Here is a 21,510-nt window from a genome sequence, read left to right on the forward strand (position 1 = left end):
GGAAATGGATGTGGCAAGCGTCAAGGCGTGTTGCAGTCGTTACCCCGGCGCCTCATCGAAGTTGTATGGGCCGCCAAGCAATGTGCTTGTCTATTATGTTGGAGGCAGAAAATTTGCCTACTTCAAGACCAGCGAGCCGGAGAGGTGGCGCTTCAGCATTTGCACCACCCCCGAGCGCTTCCTGGAGTTGACTGGCGTGCCGGGTATCAAGCCGGCCCGCTACCTGGCCAGGTTCCGCTGGGTCACAATGGTGGATGTCGGCACGGTTCCGTCCGGTTATCTTGAGGAGCTGATCGCGTGGTCCTATGCCAATGCGCGCTCTCGACTCCCTAGGCGGCAGCGATCGGCTGCGGCTGGTGATGGGTCCAGCCAATCATTCAAGCCGAAGGCGCTCCGCCGCTCGGTCTAGTTCAGGCGTTAACTCGGGAGAAATGCCTTGGCTACTCGTTTCATCGCTTTTGCCATTGGCATGGGACTCCTTGCTCCTTGCCTCGCCCAAGAGGCCAGCCAGCCAATCGAACGGCTTCCGGTGACTGATGCCCGCAACAGCGCGGCCCAGTACGCATTCACGCAAGGGCTGATTCATACCAAGATCTCTGAAAAATGCCAGAAGCACCCTGATCCAATCAGAGCCAACGCAATTGCGGCATTGGCGTCCTGGCGCGAGCGGAATCAGTATTTGGTGACGCCGGCGTTCTTTTGGACCAAGTACGTTTCGGTCACCAATTCTCAAGGTCAGGGTTACGTACTCCGCACCCTGCAATCCTACGATGCGGACGCGGAGCAGGCCGTCCGTACTACGCTCCCCGGACGCAAACCTGACGCTGCCGCGTGCACCGAGGCACTGTCCGGCTTCTCAGATGGCGCATTGGACTTGAGGAACTCGGAGCATGCTCCCAGTCTTCAGGAGATCCGCGAGTACAGTTACAAGTTCTCGGTTCCCGCCACTACGCGCTAGCCTAACGTGAAGCGGAAGCCGCTTCGCTGCCCGCAGAGCTCAGGTGTCGGTTGCCATGGAGAACACATTGGCGTTGTTAGAGAAACCCATGAAAACGATTCTGCTTTTGACGATCGCCATTGCTGCCGGCATCACCACGGCGCAGGCACAGAGCCCAACCCCGGGCGAGAGACTGAGCGACCTCGAGTCACGGATATCCCAGTTCAATTCGGCAAAGGAGAAGTTCGCAGTGGGCCTTGCCCAGCTTCCCCCGACTCTTGGCGAGATTGGCTGTGGCGCCTATCCGGTCAAGTCCGACGAGGAGGCAATTGCTGCGTTTCAAAGGGAAATTGCCGCCTTGGAAGCGCCCAAATCCGCGCCTAATCTCAGCCAGGATGAGGCGGCCAGGCTTGCCGTTCAGAAGGACGCGGTATCCAAGCTTTCTCCCGGCATTGATTGCTCTAGCCTGAGGTGATCATGCCCTCTGTCCCTCGGGCGCGGTACCTATCAGTCCTCCATGCCGAAACCCCTTCGCGGCTCGGCTCAATTCAGTCGTTAGAGGGGTCGTTGTGAGAACAGTCGCCGCTGTGGTGCTCTTGGCAAGCTTGGTTGCCCCTGCTTACGCTGGTGATGAACAGTTCGAAGCGCTCTGCGCGAAATCATTCGAGTTCATCGGCATTGGGCAAAGACTGAACAGGTCGACGTCCGCGGATCAGTGCCTTGTTCAAACCGAGGCCGAGATGAAGAAGCTGGAGCAGGATCCAGACCTGAGCACCTTCATCCAACAACACGGGGGCGATCGTAAGGGCTTTATCTTTGCCTTGATTGGAGGTGCCACTCTCAACCAGTGCGTCCGTCCGGTAAGTGATCTGTCTTACGAGCGTTACAAGAAACATTGTGAGGGCAATCGCATTCTCTTCATGGGCTTGCCCGCATCGCCAAAAATGGAGGGCGGTGGGTAAACGGAGTGCCCCTTAGAATGATTTAATCAAGCCGAAGCCACTTCGCGGCTCGGCCTAGTTCAGACGCTATGTTCCACACCACACATGCAGCTCAATGTTGGGGCGGCTCAAGCCTATTGCTGGCTAGGGCCTCACAATTCATTCAAGGCGAACCCGTTTCGCGGGTTGGCTTCATTCGGGCGTTAGGCATCGTATGAGAGATCAACGCGACCAAGACAAGATTGATGCGCTCATTGGCACCTTCTTTTCGGCCTTCGACAATCGCGGAGATGCCCTACCGGAGATCCGCAGGGTTACTGACTGCTTCACGGACAAGGCGGTAGTAGTCCGCCATTCGAAGGCTGAGACGGCCATCTACACTCCCGTCGAGTTTGCGCTGCCGCGCATTGAACTACTGACTCGTGGCGCGCTGCGCAATTTCCATGAGTACGAGACCGACTCCAACACGTCCATCTTTGGTGGCATTGCAACGCGCACGTCGCGCTACAGCAAGCTCGGAGAGCTCAACGGCAGCAGCTATTCCGGGGCGGGAACCAAGTGCTTTCAGCTGGTAGAGCTTGGCATCGGGTGGCGCATTTCCTCGCTTGCCTGGATTGACGACGAGGCCTAACACTTCATCAGGCCGAAGCCGGTCCGCGGTCGGCTCAACTCAGGCGTCAGGCCCCAATGCAAGAGACCGACAAATTCCAGCGGGATGCAGACCGCCTACTTGAGTTGCTCCAGGGCAAGGAGGTCAGTCGCTTCATCCGTTTTCGAGCCACGGAACTTGGCATCGAGTTCAAGGACGGCACCAGGTTGTTCATTGGCTAAACCGCGACTGGATTGGAGTTTTCGGTCACGTAGTCCGACAACCTCTACCGGCCGTTCCCCCGAGCCGGGAGCGACAGTCCCACGCAACGCCGTGTCCTGTGCGACGCGGCGACGCGGCGACACGGTCACGCATTGCGTTGGCCGCGGTGTGATCCAATGCCGGGCTTTGAACGCGCCGGAGTGCCCATGCGTCGTGCAACGTTGAACACCTTCGCCATCGCCATCGCCATTGCAATGGGGCTTGCCCAACCGTCGCGCGCTGGCGAGGCGGAGTCGGCTCCGCCGAGCATCCGCGCGCTGGTCGACGCGCAGACCTTTCGCGGCGTCAATCGTGATCCCGAACTGCGCACCCTGCTTGGCCTGTCCAACGACGAGGTGGGCGATCTGTCCGACCGGCTGACCGACATCTCGCTGCCGCGTCGCGCCGAGCACCGCGCCGAGCTGCAGGCCAACCTGGATGCGCTCACTGCCCTGGACCGCAGCACGATCACCGGGCAGGACCGCTGGTCATACGATCTGGCGAGCTGGTTCTACACCACTCAGATCGACCTAATGCGCGTCGACTGGGCGCCGGCCTGGATGCCGGTGGGCGCGTCGACCTACGCCGTCGACCAGCTCTTCAGTGTTCCGGTGACGCTGCCGCAGTTCATGGTCAACCAGCACGCGGTGGTGGACGACACCAGCGCCCGCAACTACGTCGCGCGTCTGCGCGCCATGGCCACCAAGTTGGACCAGGTGCGTGCCAATTTCGACATGCAGGCCGAGCACGGTGTCATCCCGCCGCAGATCGCACTGGAAGGCGCGGCCTCGCAGATCCGCAGCCTGCTGCAACCCGCGTCGGGGTCGAGCATGTTCGTGGGTTCGCTGCAGCACCGGTTGGACAAGCTGCCGTCGATCGCTCCCGAGCGCCGCGCCGAATTGTTGGCGCAGGCAACCCAGGCGGTGGACGAGGCCACGAATCCGGCCTACGCGCGGCTGCTTGCGCGGCTGGATGAGGTGATCGCCACCCAACCCGGCAGCCGTGGCGTGTGGGCGCTGCCCGATGGCGGCGCGTTCTACGACGCTGCACTGCGCTGGAACACCAGCACCAACCTCGACGCCGACGCCATCCATCAGATTGGCCTGGACGAGGTGGCGCGCATCGAACGCGAGATGGACGGGTTGCTGGCGAAGCAGGGCCTGCGCGACGGGACCGTGGGCGAACGCATGCTCGCGCTCGCCAAGGACCCGCGCTTCGTCTACGAAGACTCCGAGGCGGGGCGCGCGGAACTCGTCGGCGATGTCGAGCGCACACTGGCACGGCTCGAGCCGCACATTCCCGCGTACTTCGGTCGTGTTCCGCCGCAACGGCTGGAGGTTCGCCGTGTTCCCGACGACGCCCAGGCCACCTCGCCCGGTGCGTACTACGTGGCGCCGACCCTCGACGGTTCGCGGCCCGGCCTGTTCTTCATCAACCTGGGCGATATCAACGCCAACACGCGCTGGAGCCTGCCCACGCTGGTCCACCACGAAGGCTCGCCCGGACACCACTTCCAGATCTCGCTGGGACAGACGCTGACGGACCTGCCGCTGCTGCGGCGCAGCCTCAACCCCAGCGCCTTCACCGAAGGGTGGGCGCTGTACGCCGAGCAGCTGACTGCCGAGATGGGCCTGTACGAGAACGACCCCTGGGGCAACCTGGGCCGACTGCAGGCCGAGATGTTCCGTTCGGTGCGTCTGGTGGTCGACACCGGCCTGCACCGCAAGCGCTGGACGCCGGAGCAGGCAATCGACTACATGCACCGCAAGACCGGCATGACGCAGGCCAGCGTGCGCACCGAGGTCTATCGCTACCTCGTGCAGCCGGGCCAGGCGTGTTCCTACAAGGTGGGCCACCTGAAAATGGTGGAACTGCGCGAACGCGCGAAGCAGCGACTGGGCGATCGATTCGACCTGCGCGCCTTCCACGACGTGGTGCTGGGCAATGGCGCGTTGCCGCTGGCGGTGCTGGAAGGCGTGGTGAACGACTGGGTCGACACGGTGGCCGCTGACCGCGATACCGCGATGTAGTTTGTCCGCGCGCCGCGATGCCGATCGCGGCGCCATCACCTCGATGGGCATGAAGCATTGGGCATGCGGCGATACCGATCGCCGCACGCCGCACGCCGCACGCCGCACGATCTCAGGCTTCCGTCACCACCGGCTTTGCGCCGCCCTTGGCGACGACTGGTGGCGCATCGATATCCCCCAACGCACGTCGCAGCACCGCCACCGGCTGCGCCCACGGCGAGCCCGGTCGGCGCTTGCTGGTGCACAGCGTGAGTTCCGACGGTTGGAACACGTTGACGTTGTGCGTGTTGGGCGTGGTCAGCACGTACTGCGCGCGCGTCTGCTTGAGGAACGCGCCGACCTTGTCGATGTTGAAGATGTCCAGGTGGGCGAACGGTTCGTCGATGAAAACGAACCCGCCCGGACGATGCTCGTCGCGCATCAGCGCCACCAGCAACAGCAGCGACTTCATAACCTGCTGGCCACCCGATGCCTCGCCATCGTCCAGCCCGATCCAGCCCTTCTTGTCGAACTCGAAGCGCACCGACAGGCCCAGCTGGGCCAGCGCGAGGTCGTCGTTGGCGATCTCGGGCTGGTCCACTTCCACGCCGATACCGGCCAGCTCGGCCAGGAAGCGCAGGTTCCGCGAGTACTGGCGGACGGTCGCACGCAGCACGTTGAGGTAGGCGCCGCGCGCATCCTCGATGATCTGCTTGCCGCGCTCCAGGTGACGATGGCGCGCGTCGAGATCGTGCTTGAGCGTGTCGTGGTCGGACGCGAGTTTGTCGCGCAGGGGCAGACAGGTGTCGTCGGTCTGCCAATGGCCGTCGGCGAGGCGACGCTCCAGGCGGTCGATCTCGCGACGCACCGCCTGCGGTGATTCGAACCGCTCGCGCAGCTCGGCCAGTGCCTGCGGGTGCCGCCACTGCGACGGCATGCCGGCGCGGCGCCGGCGGTAATCGGCGATGCGTTGCGCCCGTTCGCCGCGTTGCTGCTGCAGCAGGCGTTCGTGATCGAGCACCTGGCGCCGCGCCTGTTCGATGGCGGCCTCGATGCGTACGCGCTGCTTGTCGTAGCCGCCCATCACCTCGCGCGCCACCTTCAACGCGGTGTCGCTGCTCTGGTGCGCGGCCAGCGCCTGCACGCCTTCGTTCTCGAGCTCGCGACGCTGCGCCGCGGCCAGCGCGAACTCCTCCGCCCGCGCCGCCAACTGGTCGGCCGAGTCGATGCCCTTGAGGCGGGATTCGGCATCGGCGATGCGCTGCTGCAGCGCGCCGCGTTCGTCACGCAGTGCGCGGCGCTCGTCGTCCAGCGTCTGCCGGCGCTGCTCGCCGCGGCGCAGCTGCAGCTCGCGCGCCGCCTTGCCGAAGTAGAAATCCTCGACGCCCATGTGGCGGCCGCCACGACGCTCGCGGAAATAGCCCTGCGGCGTGATCCAATCCTGGTCGCGTGGCAGCTTGCTGCCTTCGTCCACGTCGTCGACGCGACGGATCCGGTCGAGCTGTCGCACCAGCCAGTCCGGCGGCGGCGCGTCGAACGCGATCACTTCCAGCAGCGAGCCACGGCTGGGCCGCACGTGCTTCTCGCGGTCGGCCACCACGAAGTGACGATAGCGGTGCTGCTCGCCCAACTGGTATGCGCGGCGTTGATCGGACGGGTCGTCCAGCAGCACCACATGGCGTGAACCGGCCAGCACCGCTTCCACCGCGCCCTGCCATTGCGGGTCGGTGACTTCGACGGTCTCGCTGAGCATGCGATGGCCGATGCCGGCCTGTTCCAGCGCACGCCGGAACGTGGTCTCGAACTCCGGCGTGTGGCGACGGCCGCTCTGCCATGCGCTGCGTTCGTTCTCCAGTTGTGCCAGCTCATGCTTGACCTGGTACTCGCGCTGACCGACCACCGCGAAACGTTCGCGATCGGTTTCCAGTTGCCGCGCCAGCGCGCCCAGGTCGGCGTCCGCATCGGCGGCCACCTGCTGCAACAGGTGGGCGTGCTGCTGCACGATCACCTCGTTGCGTTCGAAGCGGACACGCGCGGCGGTGAAGGCCTCGGTGGCGGCGCGATGCGCCTGTTCGGCACGCTGCGCGCTGGCGACGGCCTCGGCGGCATCGTCGTCGAGGCGGGCGATCGCCTGGTGCTGCTGGTCGAGCTGCTCGACGGCGTCGGCGTGCCGGCGGCGCAGGCCAACGAGCGCAGCCTGGCCACCTAGCAACGCGCTGCGTTGCTCGGCCAACTCGATGCGCGGCAATGTCTGGCTTTCCAGTTGCACTCGCTCATCTTTCAGCGCCTGCCATTCCTGGTAGCTGCGCGCGCGCGCCTCGGCCTGCTCCAGGCTGAGGCCCAGTTGCGCCAGCTGCTGACCCAGCAAGCCCAGCTCGCGTTCGGCCTCGTGCTGATCGCTGCGCGCGCGCTGGTAGTCGTCGAGCACGGCCTTGTCGCCGAACACATCGAACACCAGGTCCAGCAGCGCCTTGGGCGGCAGCTGGCACAGCTTGTCGGTGGCGCCTTGTTCCAGCGACAACACGCGACGGATCGCCTGCGACAGGCCGGCGCCTTCCAGGCGCACGCGGTAATCGCGCAGGCCCAGCCAGTCGTTGCGCTGTTCGAGTTGCTCGATCGACGCGTCGCCGGCCACCACCGCGTACTGCCGGTTCCATTCGCCGCCCTTCTTCTGGATGCGCACGGCCAGCGTCACCAGCGGGTCCATCAACGGGAAGAACGGACGCGAGCCGGTCGGGCCCTGCGGATTGCCCACCACCGCGCGCAGCCACGCGTACGGGCGGCCGTTGTGGCGCAGGTAGTTCTTGTAGTCGCGGTTGCCGGCGCAATCGATGGTCAGCAGCGTGCGCAGTGCGTCCAGCAGCGTGGTCTTGCCCGAACCGTTGGGGCCAACCACCGTGATGATGTTGGCATCCATGGGCAGGGTGAAGCGCTGCCAGTAGTCCCAGTGGACGAGTTCGAGCGAACGGAAATCAAACATGGTTCGCGTCCTCGGCGTGCGCGGTGGAAGGCGTGTCGTGGTCGCTGTCGACGACCGCGTCGTTCAGCCCGTGGTCTGCGCTGCCGACGGGCGTTTCATCGTGTTCTTCGTCGTGCGACGAGCCGGGCGGCAGTTCCGCGCCATCGGCGTCCTGCGCCACATCGGCATCCACCGATGCCTCCGAGTCCGCAGTTGCGTCCTCCCGATCCTCCGGAAACAACAGGTCCGACAGCGCGCCATCGAGGATCCGCCGTGCGGTGCGCTCATAGTCGAACACCAGGTCCAGCAGCGGCCCCTCGGCGATTTCGCCGCCGCGCAGGCGCTGGATGAAGCCGTGCCGCGCCAGTTGGCCCAGGTTGACGTTGATGCGCATTTTGCCGCCGAGCTTGTCGCCGAAGTCGGCCAGCAGCGTGCGTTCGGCCAGCAGCGGGGCAATGTCGGGATCGACCGGGATGGGCTTGCGATCGGCAAACATCTGCGACTGCGCGGCGTCTTCGGCCTTCTGTCGCTCCAACTGACGCTGGCGCTTGGGCAGGATGATCAGCGCCCACACCACCACCAGCAGCGCGATCGCGTCGCGGTCCAACTGGAGGGTGTTGGACAGCCAGCCGCCGTCGGTGGAAAACACGGCGCGCTCGCTCGAGCGTGCCAGCCCCACGCCGATGTACGCGCTGTACGGATGCTCGCGCAACACCAGCCCGACGGCGGCCAGGCGGCGGTCGAGCTCTTCGCGGAAGTGGTCGTCCAGCAGTGCGCGCCGCGCCAGTTCGTCCTCGCGTGGCAGCCAGCGGTGCGCGAGCAGGCGCGCGACCAGCGAGGCGATCTCGTCTTCGATCGACATCAGGTGTCCTTTGCAGCAGGTAGCAGGGCGCCGGCGCTGATGGCGCGGACCTGCGGGTGATGGGGTAGCTCGACCAGCGTGGGTTCGATCGACAATTGCAGTGGCAGCCGTGCGATCTCGGCCACCGGGCCTTCCAGCGCGGCCGATTCGCGGTCGCCCAGCAGCGTCAGCAACGACAGGCGCCACGCGCTGTCGGCATAGCTCTGGCCGGGCACCAGTTCCGACAGCGCAGGCAGGTCGGCAACGCCCGCCAGCGAACCCAGGCGGTCGCGCCAGTGCAGCAGCGGCGACAGGTCTTCTTCCTGGGTTTCGACCACCGCCGTTTCCGGCGCGCTTTCGGCCGGCGGCAACACGGTGGCCTCGGCCATCGCGCGCTCGCGATCGACCAGCTCGAATTCCGCCACGTCCAGCGCGATGCCATCCAACACCCAGCGCGGCGGCAGCGGCAGGCAGTGCGCGTGGTCCACCTGCGACACCAGATCCGCCGCATCGCGGCCGCGCAGCCATTCCACCAGGTCGCTCGACGACAGCCCGGTGTCGCCCAGGTGGACGCGGTGCTGGTCGATCTGGTTGAGCGCGCGCTGGAATACGCCGGTCTGGCGCAGGAGTGCGCTCTGTGCGCGCCCGACCGCCTGCGCCATGCGGTGCGTGGTCGATTCCAGTCCCGGGTCCTCGGAGATCGACTGGATCACCCTCGTGCCTTTCTCGATCCAGTGCCACACCGAATCCAGCGACGCGGCCGCGGCACGGATGCGGTGCTCGGACCCCGACAGCACCGCGCGGTCGAAATCGTCCTTGAGCTCGTTCATGCGCGACAGCAGGTGGCCCAGTTCCTCCGCGCCCACTCGGCCCATTGCCTGGCCGGCGGCGAGCTGCGCGGTGATGTAGCCCAGTCCGTCGTGGTCGTCGTCGTCGAACTGCAGCAACCCGGCCACGGCAGTGAGCGCCTTGCGGCCCAACGGGCTGATCCGGTAGCGCGTTGTCGCCGCGTCCCAGACCAGCAGGTCGTGCTCCTTCAGGCGCGCGACCACCGTGTCGAGCTTGGTGGCATCCAGGTAGGCCAACTGCTCGCGGATCTCCTGCAGCGACCATTCCGGCGCCTCGGCTCGCGCTCCCAGGGTGCGCAGCACCAACAGGCGCGCCAGCACGCCGCCCTCGCCACCGTGGAACAGCGCGGTGAACGCACGCAGCATGTCGCGCCCGCGCAACAGCGGGAACAGTGCGGAGATGTCGTCGGCTTCGATGCCCGGGGCAAGGAATTCGTGCAGCGGCTCAGGGGAATCGGAAGTCATCAAGCCAGGAACGGTGGGGCAGGTGGGGATGATAGGGGATGGGGGCGGGGGAGGGGCCGGTGGAGGGAAGAGGCCCGGCACTGGCTCGGCTAAGTGCTTGATGCAGAAAGGACGGTGTGCGCTTCTTGGTTGGGCTGACTAGGGGGGGCGATTGCCCCTGTCGGCGAAAGCGCGGTTACCGCGGGCTCGATCTCCCGGCCACGTACGCGGTCGGCCGGATTGATCCTGGCGCGGTCGGGCCAGGCATACTCGGCGCGCCCGTCGCGGTGAGCCGCGCGCGACGGGCATTGCCGCCAGTCCGTCCACTTCCGGTGCCATCGCCCGTGACCAGCTTCCATGCATTCGCCGCCCCGCTGATGTTTTTGCTCCTGGGTTCCGAGTCCGATCGCGTCGACGTGCCACCGTCGCCAACGCCCTCGATGACGCTCGAACGGTGCGCCGTGGAAGTGCCCGAGCAAGCGGCCAAGTTCCAGCGCCTGGAGAGCGAAGCGCAGCGGCTCAAGGCGGCATACGACAAACAGCCAACGCCCGAAAACGAAGCCGCCGTACTTGCGGCGGTGGACGCGATGACCGAGCAGTTGATGGCTCGGGCGCCGTTGGAATATCAGTGCGAGCAGCTCCAGCGAGCGTCGCAGGTAGAGGCGGCCAAGCGAGCCGTCGACTGACGCAGCCTGAGCAGCGCCGCGGGGCACGCCCGGATACGTCGGGCTGGGCTGGACCATGCCGTGAGGCTGGGCAATGCGCATTCGCGCGGCGGGGTGCGCCGTAATGCCGCTTGCGGGCCTGCTGATTGCAGGCCTGCCCTTGACTGGCGTGGATCGGTTCGCGTTCGAACCTCGCGTCCTGCGGGTGCGGGCACGGCCGTCCACTCCCACCCAATGCGGTCAGTCGATGCAGTCACTGCTTGTGATGAATCGCCGCGTCGTTGTGTCGGGGATTTTCCTGGAGGCCTGAACCGCAACGGTTCGACACGCTTGAACGCGTGACGGGCTGTCGTTGCCATGCGTTTTGCGGGCACCGACTTGTCTAGAGTGAACCCGCCACGCGCGTGCTTGTGACGGCGCGAGCGGGTGGATGGCCGCGCCGCAGGCGGGCAGTGGGTTTTGCGGAATCGCAACGGGCATAGGCAAAGCCGTAGGCACGCAGGAAGCGTGCTGGCACCAACGGACTCAAGGATGAGGCCCATGAACATCTCGATGTTTCCTCGACCGCTTCGCCGTCGTGCCAGGCCGCCCGGGGCGCACGTTCGGCCGGACGATTGCCCGCGGCCTGATGGCGGCGGCGAGGTGGCGACGGAAGACCGTCAAGCGGTGGACACGCCCTCACCGGCAGTGGCGGTTGCGTCGTGCACACCGTCGGATCAGGCCGCGCCGTCCGACCCGGACGATGGGCACGAGGGAAGGGTCGGCGTGGTGATCATCATGGTTCTGCGGGTGCTGGCGATGCTGTTGGGGATGGCCGCCAGCGTGGCGTCGGCACAATCCGCGCCGGTCCATGACCGCCTCGCTTCTTCCGAATCGGCGCTGCGTGTCACCAAGGTGGATCCCGCACATTACGCGGGTACCGCCGGAGGTGCCGAAGCGGTGGCGTGCCGCAACTGGCGCCTTTCCACCACCAATGTGGAGCGCTTCTTTCGGCTCAGTGAGCGCTACGAGGAAAGCCCGTACAGCCTGTTCTACCAAGGTCCGTGTTCGATCTCGGGAGAGTTGCAGGCGGAAGGACGTACGTGGCGGTTTCAGCTTGACGGTGGGGCGACCGCTACCTGGACCGGCGGTGGTGAAACCCGTCACTGGGGATGCAGCGCCAAGGAGTGCGAACCGCTGGTGCTCCTTGCTACCGACAGGATGGATCCGGAAGGGACGTAGGACGGGTTTCAACGCGCCGGATTTGCGGCTGTCCCGTGCGGCGAAAATCCGCACTGCGCAACGTCGCAATCACTGGGTGATTCCACGTGCCGCATTGCGACGCGCCGGCAGTCAATCCGCTTGGTCCCACCGTCAGCCGTGCCCAGGTCAGGGGCGACCACGGGCGTGCATCGCGTTCGTTGAGCGTCTTTTCCCCCAACAGCACAACCCCACGATCGCAATTCCCTCCGGTGCCCCGAGCCCAGCTCGACCATCGGCGCCGGCGATAGGTCCTATCAGGCCTGCTGGAGTTCCCGCGCGTTGGAGAGATGCCTAGCCTGCATCACGCGATCAGCGCCGATCGCATTACCTGCAGGTGCTCACGATGAACGAGAAAGCCCGGTTCCGTCCCGCCATGCTGGCCGTCGCCATGATCCTGGCCGCCGGTTCGGTTTCCCATCCTGCGGCGACGTCGGAACCACGCCCGTCGGTTGCTACCGTGCAGGTGTCGCCACCGCCCGACACGCATTCCGCAAAGCCGCTGTCCTCCATTGCGCAGCCGCCAGTAGCGCCGACGCCCAAACCGCAGCTGCCGGGGGTCTATCGGTTCGACGTGGGCGCGTTTCGCATCACCGCGTTGAGCGATGGCACGCTGCCACTTGATCTGCACCCGCTCCTGCGCGGGGCGACGGCCGGTCAGATCGAGGCGTTGCTCCACGCGGGCTTCGCGCGGAACCCGATTGAAACCTCGATCAATGCGTACGTGGTCGACTCAGGTTCGCGCGTGGTGCTCATCGACACGGGCGCGGGCGAGTTGTTTGGCTCCCTCGGCGGCAAGTTGCCGGAGAGCCTGGCCGCGGCCGGGTACCGGCCCGAGCAGATCAGCGATGTGTTGATCACGCACATCCACACCGATCACTCCGGCGGTCTGGCGCGCGCCGGGCGGCGGGTCTTTCCCAACGCAACGGTTCACGTTGCCCAGGCCGATGTCGACTTCTTCCTCGATCGCGGCAACTTGGGCAGGGGATTGGAGCCACGCCATCTGGCGGAGGCGCTGGCGACGATCGAGCCGTACCGGCGTGCCGGAAAGCTGAAGGCATTCACCGGCGAGACCGTCGTGTTGCCGGGCATCACCGCCATCCCGACACCGGGACACACGCCCGGCCACAGCTTCTATCGGGTCGAAAGCGCGAACGAGCGCATCGAGTTCTGGGGCGACATCCTCCACGTGGGCGCGATCCAGCTCCCGCGACCGGATGTCACCATCACCTTCGATGTCGATCAACCCGCCGCCAAGGCGCAGCGCGCACGCCAGTTTGCTGCGGCGGCCGGCGGGCGGCGACTGGTCGCCGCGGCCCACTTGCCCTTTCCCGGTCTTGGTTACCTCCGTCGAGAAGGAGACGGTTACGCGTGGGTGAGCGCCGAGTACCGCAATCGCGAATGAGGGCGATCGAGCGCGATCGAGCGCGACAGCGTGGCCAACGCAGGGCTCTCGCGGCACGGTCTGCAAGCAGGCGCGCGCGTGTAAACCCCGCGCGTGCAGACCGCGCGACGACCGCTGCCGGATTCCGTTGCGCCGTCGGTTCTGGTCTCATGCGCCGGCGTCGTTCCGGAATCGGCTTCCATCAGCGGGTCGGCGGCGACACCCGCCAACGCTCATGGAGACGACGATGACCCACGCGGAGATCGACAGCGCCCTGCTGCTTGCCCTCAAGGTGGTGCTCGAAGAGCGCAACGTGACGCGAGCCGCGACCCGTCTTGGCATCACGCAGCCGGCGTTGTCGGGCCGTCTGGCCCGGCTGCGTGAGATCTTCGGCGACGCCTTGTTCGTTCCGGCGGCCAATGGGCGCGGCGTCGTGCCCACGCCGCGCGCGCAAGCGCTGGAGCACGAATTGCTCCAGGTGCTGGCCGGCCTCAAGCGGCTGGTGGACCCGCCGGCGCAGTTCGATCCGGTCACCAGTACGCGCACGTTCGTCGTTGCGCTATTCGACACGCCTGCCGCCGTCCTGGCGCCCGACCTGAGCGCGCGGGTGCAGGCCGCGGCACCCTTGGCAAAACTGGCGTTCATCCATCCGCCCGCCGACGTGCTGGACCGCCTCGAACAGGGACAGATCGACCTGCTGGTCACCGGCCCGGAAGGTCTGCCGGGCGACCTCATGCAGCGACCGTTGTGGGCGGACGGATTCCGAACGGCGCAGCGCAAGGGACACCCGCGTGGCGTGGGGCCGCTGGACCTCGATACGTTCTGCACGCTCGACCACCTGATCGTCTCGTCACAGGGAGGGCGATTCGCGGGCGTGGTGGACGATCAGTTGCTGGCCTTGGGCCGTTCGCGGAACGTCCGCTTCTCGATCCAGAGTTACGCGCTCGCCCCGCTGATTCTCGCCAGCACCGATTGCGTGTGCACGTTGCCGACCCGATTCCTGAGCCAGTTCGCCGACCAGTTGGAGTTCTCGGATCCGCCGGTCGAGTTGTCCGACATCCGGCTGGCGCTGGTGTGGCATCCGCGAAGCCACCAGGATGCCAGCCACGTCTGGCTGCGACAGCAGTTCTACCTGTCCGCGCAACTGGACGTCGCCTTGCCGTGACGTGCGCGCGCCTTCCAGCGGGCGCAGGATCTCGCTGACGACGGGCCATCCGGTGTGCGCTGGATCGCCCTGCTGGATCGCCCTGCCGGATCGCGCTGCAGAATCGTGTTGCCGGATGATGCGTTGATCCACGCGATCCGTGCGCGCATCCGTGATGCTTTGCGCGCTCCACGCAGGCACTGGCCGCGCGCCGTCACTCGCCGCACGATGTCCCGCAGCGGTCATCAGCGATAGCGATGGCTCCCATCAGGGGCGCTGCAGTTCTCGCGTCCAGGGCCACGCCATAGCCTGTGCATCACGCGATCACTGCCGGTCGCGCCACTAGAACCGGAGCACACATGAGCATCTTGCATCGCACCCTGGCACTGGCCGCCCTCACGCTGGCCACCACGGCCCAGGCCGAAATCGCGCCGTCGGTCGGCGCACTCGCTGGCGCCGCCGTCAGCCAGGGCGCCGGCGTCAACGGCAGCTACGTCACCACGCGCGATGGCGTGCAGCTGTACTACAAGGATTGGGGCCCGAGGAACGGTCCGGTGGTCACCTTCAGTCACGGCTGGCCGCTGAACTCGGACAGCTGGGAATCGCAGATGATCTTCCTGGCATCGCAGGGCTATCGCGTCGTCGCCCATGACCGCCGCGGGCACGGCCGCTCCAGCCAGCCCTGGGACGGCAACGACATGGATCACTACGCCGACGATCTGGCCGCGGTGATCGAGGCGCTGGACCTCAAGGACGTCACCCTGGTGGGATTCTCCACCGGCGGCGGCGAAGTGGCGCGTTACATCGGCCGGCACGGCACGGCGCGCGTCAAGAAGGCCGTTCTCGTCAGCGCAGTCCCGCCGCTGATGCTCAAGACGGCCGACAACCCGGGCGGCCTGCCGATGGACGTGTTCGACGGCCTGCGCAATGCCTCGCTGGAAAACCGCTCGCAGCTGTACCTGGACATCGCCTCGGGCCCGTTCTTCGGCTTCAACCGTCCCGGTGCGAAGCCGTCGCAGGGCTTGATCCAGTCGTTCTGGGTGCAGGGCATGCAGGCCGGGCACAAGAACACCTACGACTCGATCGCCGCGTTCTCGGCAACCGACTTCCGCGAGGACCTCAAGAAGTTCGACGTGCCCACCCTGGTGATCCACGGTGACGACGATCAGATCGTGCCACTCGACGCATCCGCCAAGGCGTCCGCCGCGCTGATCCGGGACGCAAAGCTGATCGTCTATCCCGGGGCGCCGCACGGCATCACCGATACCCACAAGCAGCGGCTCAACCAGGACCTGCTGGACTTCATCCGCGACTGAGCCGCGATGCGCATCGGCCCTGCACCCGCAGGGCCGAATGCTGTTGGGGGCGAGTGCCTTGCGGTGCGGGCAACGACGCCACGATGCCCCGGATCGGCAATGACCGACGTCTCCTGACCGGCCGGCGGTTGGCACCACCCGCGGGCAGGGAAGCGCCGCTCGACGTCGATTCCCCCCAGCCTGCAGATATTTCACCAGATGGTTGACAATCGGCTCGGTCGGCGTATTGTCAACCACATGGTTGATAATTCCTCAAGCCTCGATACCGTCTTCCGCGCACTTGCCGATCCCACGCGGCGCGCGATGCTGCGTGAACTGGCGACGCACCCGCGAACCGTCAGCGAACTCGCGGCGCCGTTCGACATCTCGCTGGCGGGCGCGTCCAAGCACATCCAGATCCTGGAACGCGCGGGGCTGATCCAGCGCGAAGTGCAGGGAAGGGTGCACACCTGCCGGCTCGATGCGCGCCCGCTGCATGTGGGCGCGGAATGGATCCGTCACTACGAACGCTTCTGGAACCAGAAGCTCGACGTCCTTGATTCGCTGCTCCGGGCCGAGGACGCACGCACGTCCACGGCACCGTCACCGTCACTGCCGCGCACCCGCAAGCCCCCCACATCACGGAGGAAGCCATGAACATCACCGCAACTGAAACCGGTTTTGCCACGCTCACCGCGCCCGACACCGTCCGTTTCGAACGCCTGCTACCGGGCCCCATCGAGCGTGTCTGGGCGTACCTCACCGACAGCGACCTGCGCCGCCGATGGCTCGCGGCAGGTGACATGCAGGCGCAGGCCGGCACGCCGTTCGAGCTGGTGTGGCGCAACGACGAGCTCACCGACCCGCCGGGCACGCGTCCGGAAGGTTTCGGCCAGGAGCACCGGATGCAATCCACGATCACGGTGTTCGAGCCGCCACACCGGCTGGCTTTCACCTGGAACGGCAGTGGCGATGTGTCCATCGACCTCCAGCCGCAGGGCGACGAGGTGCGGCTCACGCTGATCCATCGACAGCTGCCTGACCGTTCGACCATGCGCAAGGTCGGTGCCGGCTGGCACACGCACCTGGACCTTCTGGTGGCCCGCGTGAGCGGCGAATCGGTCGTCGAGCCGTTCTGGGACGGCTGGAGCCAATTGAGGGAAGCGTACGACCGTCGCCTCCCGGCGTGACGGTTGCGAACCGGACGCGCGCGCGCCTCGCAGGGCGCGCAGCGCATCGCGGGTCGGACACACCGAAGTCACCCAAACTGCCAAGGAGGCGCGCTATGAACATCGTGTGGACGTTCGCACTGACCGTCATCGCACTGGCGATGGCGCCCGCTCGTGCGGGCCACGCGCCGGGCACGACGATCCAGTCGATGCCGGATACCCTGGAAACCCGGCTCGCGCTCAGCGCCATGCCGCCGGAGCTGCGCGACGCAGCGACCGTGTACGTGCTCGACCCCGCGAACGGTTACGGGCTGGCCCGTCAGGGAAGCAGCGGCGTGGCCTGCCTGGTCCAACGCACCGTGTGGGAACTTGGCGACTTCCGCGACGACATCTACATCCCGCTGTGCTACGACGCCGTGGGAACGAAGACCTACCTGCGGGTCATCATGGACGCCGCCGCCCTGCGCGCCTCGGGAACGGGTGCCGTGGCGTTGAAGGCGCAGATCGCGGGCCGCTTCCGGGATGGCACCTACGCGGCGCCCGCGAAGGCCGGCCTGTCGTACATGCTCGCGCCAGTGATGCGCACCGTCGGACCGCCCGACATGCAGGTCCGCACGATGGCGATGCCGCACCTGATGTTCTATGCGCCGGGTGTCACCAACGCCGACATCGGCGCCCACCCGGACCTCGCCGCCCCGGGCAGCCTGCGCAACCCGTTCATCGACCGCCAGGGCATCGACGAACAGAGCTACATGATCCAGCTGGTCGGCGACGCCGAGAAAGCCCGCATCCTCGCCGACGAGCAGGCGCTGATCGAGGACCTGTGCGCCTACCGCGACGCCCTTTGCCTCGCGCCGATGACGCATTGACCGGGACGCGTGCGGGCGGCCATTTGTGGTGAAATGCCGGCGAAGGCAGGCGGGGCAGGTGCTGTGCTCCAACCATTCGTCCGGGCCCACGTCGCATCGTGGGCCCGGCTCAATCGAGGCGTCAGGTGCTCACATGGGACAACTCGCACTCCGCATTCTGGGCACGGCATTGCTGATGCTTGCACTGTGCGCGCCGGCGTCGGCCACGTCGTCCCTCTCCTTCGAGGGAGGCGGCTACTGGATCGACCTCGAGGTCGGCGACTCGGACCAGCCGGTCATTGCCTCAGTGCGTTTTCACGCCCCGGGAGACCGGGATGGCGTCGTGCTTCTCGCCGAGAACGTCGTCGTTGAAACCTTCGACACGAAGGGCCAGGTGCTGATCCTTCGGTACGTTGACGGCGCGGGTGCCGTCGCGCCGTTCACGCTATCGGTTCACCGGCAATCCGGGGTGCTGCAGATCGGCACCCGAACGATCCGTTCGCCGTTCCATTGGACGCCGTGAGGCGCCGGGACGCGCAACGGGTCCACGCACGAGCTTGCTTCGCCCCTCGGCGTAATACCCCAAGGCTCGGGCTCGACGCGCCGGCCTGCAAGAGTCACCTGATATCCACCACACGGAGCTGCAAAGAATGTCGGACATGACGGCGAAGTCGGCCCTCCTCGTTTTCATCCTCCTGGCCTCGGGTTGCGGCGCAAGCAGCAATGAATTGGACTTGAACTCGGCCAAGGCCCAGGCCGAGCGCAAGGCGGCAGCCGAGCACTTCGGCAACTCCCAGTACGCCGACGTCAAGCCCTTTGGCGCAGAAGAAGAACAGAAGGACAAGGACGCCGGCGCCAAGCGCGATGAGGGTGAAAGCAAGTGATGCGTTTGGCCGTCGCCTGACGATTGGTTCGAGCCAGAGCCGCACTGCATCGCGGCCCGGCCAGTTCGAGCGTTGGTTTCCGATCCGGGCCAAGCGCCCGGTGCGACGCGATGCGCAACCGCCGGCTTCAATCCCGGCGGTGCGTGCCTGAGCCGGCCAGCGAAACCACCGTCTCGCGCACCCAGCGTTGCCCGCTGTGGCCGTGGTTGCGTTCGTGCCACACCATCGCGATGGTCAGGCCTTCCACGGGAAAGGGGCAGTCGACCAGGGTGAGCCGGTCGGTGCGGTCGAGCACCAGCCGTTCGGGCACCAATGCCACGAAGTCCGACTGCGCCACGATCTCCGGCACAAACAGGAACGAGGCCGCCGACAGCACCACATTGCGACGGTGCCCGAGGGCGGCCAGGGCGCTGTCCACCGGCGTGACGAAGCCGCCACCACGCGGCGACACGATCACGTGCTCCAGCCCGGCCAGCGCCTCGACGCTGATCCCTTCCCGCAGCTGCGGGTGATGGCGGCGGCCGATGAGCACGTAGCGATCATCCAACAGATGCCTGGAACGAAGGCCGGGTGGCGCGGTCTGTGGCGTCATGAACGCCAGGTCGACGTCGCCTCGCAGCATCTGGGCCTCCACCTGCGATGCGTCGAGATTGCGCAGGGCCACGCGCACGCCGGGCGCGCGCTGCCTGAGTTCCACCATCAGCGGTTTGACCAACGCCGCCTGCATGTAGTCCGTGCAGGCGATGGCGACGATCAGTTCGGCCTTCGCTGGATCGAAGGTGCGATGCGTGGCGACGGCGGCACGCACGTCATCGAGCGCGCGGCGCAACGGATCGAGCAACTCGATGGCCTTGGCGGTCGGCGTCATCCCGCGCTGCGCGGGAATCAGCAGCGGGTCATCGAACGTATCGCGCAGCCGGCTCAACTGGGCACTGACGGCCGGTTGGCTGAGATGCAGCCGTGCCGCGGCTTTCGTGACGTTCTGCTCCTCCAGCAACGCTTCCAGGGTGACCAGCAGGTTGAGGTCGAGACGCTTGCTATCCATCGCGTGGATGGTAGCCAAAGCGTTATGCAATTTCACCGATGGCCAACGCTCGCCGAGACTGCCTCGCACCGGCAACGCCACCGCCACGGAGAAACGCAATGAAGAAGAAGGTCCTGATCGTTTTCGCACACCCCGAGCCCGCGTCGTTGAACCGTCAGCTGGTCGATGTGGCCGTGCAGACGCTCCAGCAGCAGGGGCATGAGGTGATGATCTCGGACGTGTACGGCATGGGGTGGAAGGCGGTGTTCGACGAGCACGATTTCCCCACGCGCGCCGATCCGGATCGGTTGTACTTCGTGCAGGAGTCGGGACATTCCTATTCCAGCGGACGACAGGTCGCCGACATCGAGGCCGAGCAGCAGAAGGTGCTCGCCGCCGACGCCGTGATCCTGCAGTTTCCGCTCTGGTGGTACAGCATGCCGGCCATCCTCAAGGGCTGGGTGGACCGGGTGTGGGCGTACGGCCTCGCGTACGGGTACCAAGGCGCCGGCAACCGCTATCGCTACGGCGATGGCGCCTTCAAGGGCAAGCGGGCATTGCTGTCCGTGACGGTCGGTGGCCCCGCGGTGGATTTTTCGCCACGCGGCATCAACGGGCCGCTCGAGCAGCTGCTGTTCCCGATCACCCACGGCACGTTGTTCTTCCCCGGGATGGACGTGCTGCCCACCCACGCGATCTACGGGACCGCGCGCATTACGGCCGAAACGGTGGCGGCAGCGAAGGCGGCATGGCGTGTTCGTCTTGAGCATCTCTTCGAGGACGCCCCCATCCCGTTCCGCCCACAGAACGCGGGGGACTACCCCGACACGCACGTACTGGCCAGCCACGTCGCCGTCGGTCAGTCCGGATTGCTGGCGCATGTGTCCCACGTGGAGATGGCCCGCGTGCCCGCGGGCGCCGACGCGTGAGGACACCAAGGCGTCCGCGCGACGGGGCATTTCGGCACTGCGCCACGCTTGGCGCCGCGCACCGTTCACCTTAAGTTGGCGGCCTTGCCATCACCCACGGCGCCCGATTGCTCTCCTCTCCGACACGCACGATCTGCATGCTGGCCTATGCGGGCGCGCAATCGCTCGACATCACGGGCCCGTTGGAAGTGTTCGCGCTTGCCAGCCGCCAGGCGCAGGAGGACGCGCCTTGCAGTGAGCCGCTGTATCGCCTGCAGGTGTTGTCGGTGGACATGCAGCCGATCGTGCTTGCTTCCGGCATGAGGTTGCTGCCGGACATGGCCTGCGGCGACATGACGCAGGTGCCCGACACGCTTCTGGTGTGCGGCGGCATGGGCGATGCGTTGGACATCGCGCGCGCCGATGCCACGCTGGTGCACTGGTTGCGAACGGCGTCGATGCAGGTGCGGCGCGTGGCTTCGGTCTGCAGTGGCGCCCTGCTGCTGGCCGAGGCCGGGCTGCTGGACGATCGCGAGGCGACCACGCACTGGAGCGATCTGCGCGAGCTGCGCCAGCGCTATCCCAGGGTGCGGGTGCAGCCCGACGCCATCTACACGCGCGACGGGGAGGTCTGGACCTCGGCCGGCATCACGACCGGGATGGACATGGCGTTGGCGATGGTGGCCGCCGATCACGGCCAGGCGCTGGCGCTGAAGGTGGCCAAGCGCATGGTCATGGCAAGCAAGCGATCCGGCGGGCAAAGCCAGTTCAGCCGCCAGTTGCAGGCCTTGGACCTGCCCGATCAGTTCGCGCAGCTGGCGCGTTGGATCCCCGACAACCTGTGCCTGGACCTGAGCGTGGGCCAGCTCGCCCAGCGCATGCACATGAGTCCACGGCAGTTCTGTCGCAGGTTCATGGCGGCGTTCTCGGCCACGCCGCAGAAGTACGTGGAGCAACTGCGCGTCGAGGCCGCGAAGCCGCTTTTGGAAAGCTCGCGCAAGGACATCAAGCGGATCGCGGACGAATGCGGTTTTGGCTCCGCCGACACGATGCGCAGGACGTTTGTTCGCCTGCTGGGGGTTTCTCCCGCCGCCTATCGGGCGCGCTTGAGCCGGTAGGGC

General features: G+C 66.4%; 22 protein-coding genes. 18 read left to right on the top strand and 4 right to left on the bottom strand.

Annotation, left to right across the window (positions count from 1 at the left end; all coding sequences use genetic code 11):
- The first annotated feature begins 4 nt into the window (after positions 1-4).
- From EER27_RS04695 to EER27_RS04720, 6 genes are all read left to right on the top strand, one after another.
- The gene (locus EER27_RS04695) at positions 5-409 is read left to right on the top strand and encodes an MmcQ/YjbR family DNA-binding protein (protein ID WP_123087258.1); all 405 of its coding nucleotides are present in this window, start codon (positions 5-7) and stop codon (positions 407-409) included.
- A 27-nt stretch (positions 410-436) separates the two neighbouring features.
- On the top strand, positions 437-958 hold the full coding sequence (locus tag EER27_RS04700; protein ID WP_148040937.1) for a hypothetical protein: 522 nt from the start codon (positions 437-439) through the stop codon (positions 956-958).
- A gap of 55 nt (positions 959-1,013) precedes the next feature.
- A complete protein-coding gene (locus tag EER27_RS04705) occupies positions 1,014-1,412 on the top strand; it encodes a hypothetical protein (protein WP_123086875.1) in 399 nt (132 codons plus the stop codon).
- A 94-nt stretch (positions 1,413-1,506) separates the two neighbouring features.
- On the top strand, positions 1,507-1,899 hold the full coding sequence (locus EER27_RS04710; RefSeq protein ID WP_123086876.1) for a hypothetical protein: 393 nt from the start codon (positions 1,507-1,509) through the stop codon (positions 1,897-1,899).
- Between the two features lie 193 nt (positions 1,900-2,092).
- Positions 2,093-2,509 carry a DUF4440 domain-containing protein gene (locus tag EER27_RS04715; protein WP_123086877.1) on the top strand — a complete coding sequence of 139 codons (417 nt, stop codon included), beginning with the start codon at positions 2,093-2,095 and terminating at the stop codon, positions 2,507-2,509.
- Positions 2,510-2,895: 386 nt separating this feature from the next.
- On the top strand, positions 2,896-4,758 hold the full coding sequence (locus EER27_RS04720; RefSeq protein ID WP_190285646.1) for a DUF885 domain-containing protein: 1,863 nt from the start codon (positions 2,896-2,898) through the stop codon (positions 4,756-4,758).
- Between the two features lie 112 nt (positions 4,759-4,870).
- Here the strand turns inward: EER27_RS04720 and EER27_RS04725 are convergent, their stop codons facing one another.
- Genes EER27_RS04725 through EER27_RS04735 form a run of 3 tightly spaced genes read right to left on the bottom strand, consistent with a single transcriptional unit; the run spans position 4,871 to position 9,850 of the window.
- Positions 4,871-7,717 (bottom strand): AAA family ATPase, encoded by a 2,847-nt coding sequence (locus EER27_RS04725; RefSeq protein ID WP_123086879.1) that lies wholly within the window; start codon positions 7,715-7,717, stop codon positions 4,871-4,873.
- Positions 7,710-8,558, bottom strand: a complete 849-nt coding sequence (locus EER27_RS04730) for a hypothetical protein (RefSeq protein ID WP_223807177.1) — start codon at positions 8,556-8,558, stop codon at positions 7,710-7,712. The genes EER27_RS04725 and EER27_RS04730 overlap by 8 nt, the downstream gene beginning before the upstream one ends.
- Positions 8,558-9,850, bottom strand: a complete 1,293-nt coding sequence (locus EER27_RS04735; protein ID WP_123086880.1) for a hypothetical protein — start codon at positions 9,848-9,850, stop codon at positions 8,558-8,560. Before EER27_RS04735 ends, EER27_RS04730 begins: the two co-directional genes overlap by 1 nt.
- A gap of 323 nt (positions 9,851-10,173) precedes the next feature.
- On the opposite strand from EER27_RS04735, the gene EER27_RS04740 reads away from it, so the two are divergent.
- The 10 genes from EER27_RS04740 to EER27_RS04790 all read left to right on the top strand — a co-directional run bounded on the left by EER27_RS04740 (position 10,174) and on the right by EER27_RS04790 (position 18,457).
- On the top strand, positions 10,174-10,515 hold the full coding sequence (locus EER27_RS04740; RefSeq protein WP_123086881.1) for a hypothetical protein: 342 nt from the start codon (positions 10,174-10,176) through the stop codon (positions 10,513-10,515).
- 519 nt (positions 10,516-11,034) lie between these two features.
- Positions 11,035-11,715, top strand: coding sequence for a hypothetical protein (locus tag EER27_RS04750; protein WP_148040938.1), 681 nt, complete (start codon positions 11,035-11,037; stop codon positions 11,713-11,715).
- A 394-nt stretch (positions 11,716-12,109) separates the two neighbouring features.
- Positions 12,110-13,138, top strand: coding sequence for an MBL fold metallo-hydrolase (locus EER27_RS04755; RefSeq protein WP_223807178.1), 1,029 nt, complete (start codon positions 12,110-12,112; stop codon positions 13,136-13,138).
- A gap of 226 nt (positions 13,139-13,364) precedes the next feature.
- Positions 13,365-14,282 (top strand): LysR family transcriptional regulator, encoded by a 918-nt coding sequence (locus EER27_RS04760; RefSeq protein ID WP_123087260.1) that lies wholly within the window; start codon positions 13,365-13,367, stop codon positions 14,280-14,282.
- 338 nt (positions 14,283-14,620) lie between these two features.
- Positions 14,621-15,577: an alpha/beta fold hydrolase gene (locus EER27_RS04765; protein WP_123086884.1), complete on the top strand. Its 957-nt coding sequence runs from the start codon at positions 14,621-14,623 to the stop codon at positions 15,575-15,577.
- Positions 15,578-15,814: 237 nt separating this feature from the next.
- A complete protein-coding gene (locus EER27_RS04770) occupies positions 15,815-16,213 on the top strand; it encodes an ArsR/SmtB family transcription factor (RefSeq protein WP_123087261.1) in 399 nt (132 codons plus the stop codon).
- Positions 16,210-16,746 carry an SRPBCC family protein gene (locus EER27_RS04775; RefSeq protein WP_123086885.1) on the top strand — a complete coding sequence of 179 codons (537 nt, stop codon included), beginning with the start codon at positions 16,210-16,212 and terminating at the stop codon, positions 16,744-16,746. The genes EER27_RS04770 and EER27_RS04775 overlap by 4 nt, the downstream gene beginning before the upstream one ends.
- Before the next feature lie 95 nt (positions 16,747-16,841).
- Entirely contained in the window at positions 16,842-17,594 is a 753-nt protein-coding gene (locus EER27_RS04780) for a hypothetical protein (RefSeq protein WP_123086886.1), read from the top strand.
- Between the two features lie 133 nt (positions 17,595-17,727).
- Entirely contained in the window at positions 17,728-18,096 is a 369-nt protein-coding gene (locus tag EER27_RS04785) for a hypothetical protein (RefSeq protein WP_123086887.1), read from the top strand.
- Positions 18,097-18,223: 127 nt separating this feature from the next.
- Complete coding sequence (locus EER27_RS04790) at positions 18,224-18,457, top strand: hypothetical protein (protein WP_223807179.1); 234 nt, start codon at positions 18,224-18,226, stop codon at positions 18,455-18,457.
- Between the two features lie 127 nt (positions 18,458-18,584).
- Here the strand turns inward: EER27_RS04790 and EER27_RS04795 are convergent, their stop codons facing one another.
- A complete protein-coding gene (locus EER27_RS04795) occupies positions 18,585-19,502 on the bottom strand; it encodes a LysR family transcriptional regulator (protein WP_123086889.1) in 918 nt (305 codons plus the stop codon).
- A gap of 98 nt (positions 19,503-19,600) precedes the next feature.
- On the opposite strand from EER27_RS04795, the gene EER27_RS04800 reads away from it, so the two are divergent.
- Both EER27_RS04800 and EER27_RS04805 read left to right on the top strand, forming a co-directional pair.
- Positions 19,601-20,410: an NAD(P)H-dependent oxidoreductase gene (locus EER27_RS04800; protein WP_123086890.1), complete on the top strand. Its 810-nt coding sequence runs from the start codon at positions 19,601-19,603 to the stop codon at positions 20,408-20,410.
- Positions 20,411-20,547: 137 nt separating this feature from the next.
- Positions 20,548-21,507 (top strand): GlxA family transcriptional regulator, encoded by a 960-nt coding sequence (locus EER27_RS04805; RefSeq protein WP_123086891.1) that lies wholly within the window; start codon positions 20,548-20,550, stop codon positions 21,505-21,507.
- Positions 21,508-21,510 lie beyond the last annotated feature (3 nt).

The organism is Montanilutibacter psychrotolerans, assembly GCF_003719825.1.
GTDB classification, from domain to species: domain Bacteria; phylum Pseudomonadota; class Gammaproteobacteria; order Xanthomonadales; family Xanthomonadaceae; genus Montanilutibacter; species Montanilutibacter psychrotolerans.

Coding starts and splice junctions, on each gene's coding strand:
- EER27_RS04695 (WP_123087258.1), top strand. CDS start 5: ATGGATGTGGCAAGCGTCAAGGCGTGTTGCAGTCGTTACCCCGGCGCC.
- EER27_RS04705 (WP_123086875.1), top strand. CDS start 1,014: ATGGAGAACACATTGGCGTTGTTAGAGAAACCCATGAAAACGATTCTG.
- EER27_RS04715 (WP_123086877.1), top strand. CDS start 2,093: ATGAGAGATCAACGCGACCAAGACAAGATTGATGCGCTCATTGGCACC.
- EER27_RS04720 (WP_190285646.1), top strand. CDS start 2,896: ATGCGTCGTGCAACGTTGAACACCTTCGCCATCGCCATCGCCATTGCA.
- EER27_RS04725 (WP_123086879.1), bottom strand. CDS start 7,717: ATGTTTGATTTCCGTTCGCTCGAACTCGTCCACTGGGACTACTGGCAG.
- EER27_RS04730 (WP_223807177.1), bottom strand. CDS start 8,558: ATGTCGATCGAAGACGAGATCGCCTCGCTGGTCGCGCGCCTGCTCGCG.
- EER27_RS04735 (WP_123086880.1), bottom strand. CDS start 9,850: ATGACTTCCGATTCCCCTGAGCCGCTGCACGAATTCCTTGCCCCGGGC.
- EER27_RS04750 (WP_148040938.1), top strand. CDS start 11,035: ATGAACATCTCGATGTTTCCTCGACCGCTTCGCCGTCGTGCCAGGCCG.
- EER27_RS04755 (WP_223807178.1), top strand. CDS start 12,110: ATGCTGGCCGTCGCCATGATCCTGGCCGCCGGTTCGGTTTCCCATCCT.
- EER27_RS04760 (WP_123087260.1), top strand. CDS start 13,365: ATGACCCACGCGGAGATCGACAGCGCCCTGCTGCTTGCCCTCAAGGTG.
- EER27_RS04765 (WP_123086884.1), top strand. CDS start 14,621: ATGAGCATCTTGCATCGCACCCTGGCACTGGCCGCCCTCACGCTGGCC.
- EER27_RS04770 (WP_123087261.1), top strand. CDS start 15,815: ATGGTTGATAATTCCTCAAGCCTCGATACCGTCTTCCGCGCACTTGCC.
- EER27_RS04775 (WP_123086885.1), top strand. CDS start 16,210: ATGAACATCACCGCAACTGAAACCGGTTTTGCCACGCTCACCGCGCCC.
- EER27_RS04780 (WP_123086886.1), top strand. CDS start 16,842: ATGAACATCGTGTGGACGTTCGCACTGACCGTCATCGCACTGGCGATG.
- EER27_RS04785 (WP_123086887.1), top strand. CDS start 17,728: ATGGGACAACTCGCACTCCGCATTCTGGGCACGGCATTGCTGATGCTT.
- EER27_RS04790 (WP_223807179.1), top strand. CDS start 18,224: ATGTCGGACATGACGGCGAAGTCGGCCCTCCTCGTTTTCATCCTCCTG.
- EER27_RS04795 (WP_123086889.1), bottom strand. CDS start 19,502: ATGGATAGCAAGCGTCTCGACCTCAACCTGCTGGTCACCCTGGAAGCG.
- EER27_RS04800 (WP_123086890.1), top strand. CDS start 19,601: ATGAAGAAGAAGGTCCTGATCGTTTTCGCACACCCCGAGCCCGCGTCG.
- EER27_RS04805 (WP_123086891.1), top strand. CDS start 20,548: ATGCTGGCCTATGCGGGCGCGCAATCGCTCGACATCACGGGCCCGTTG.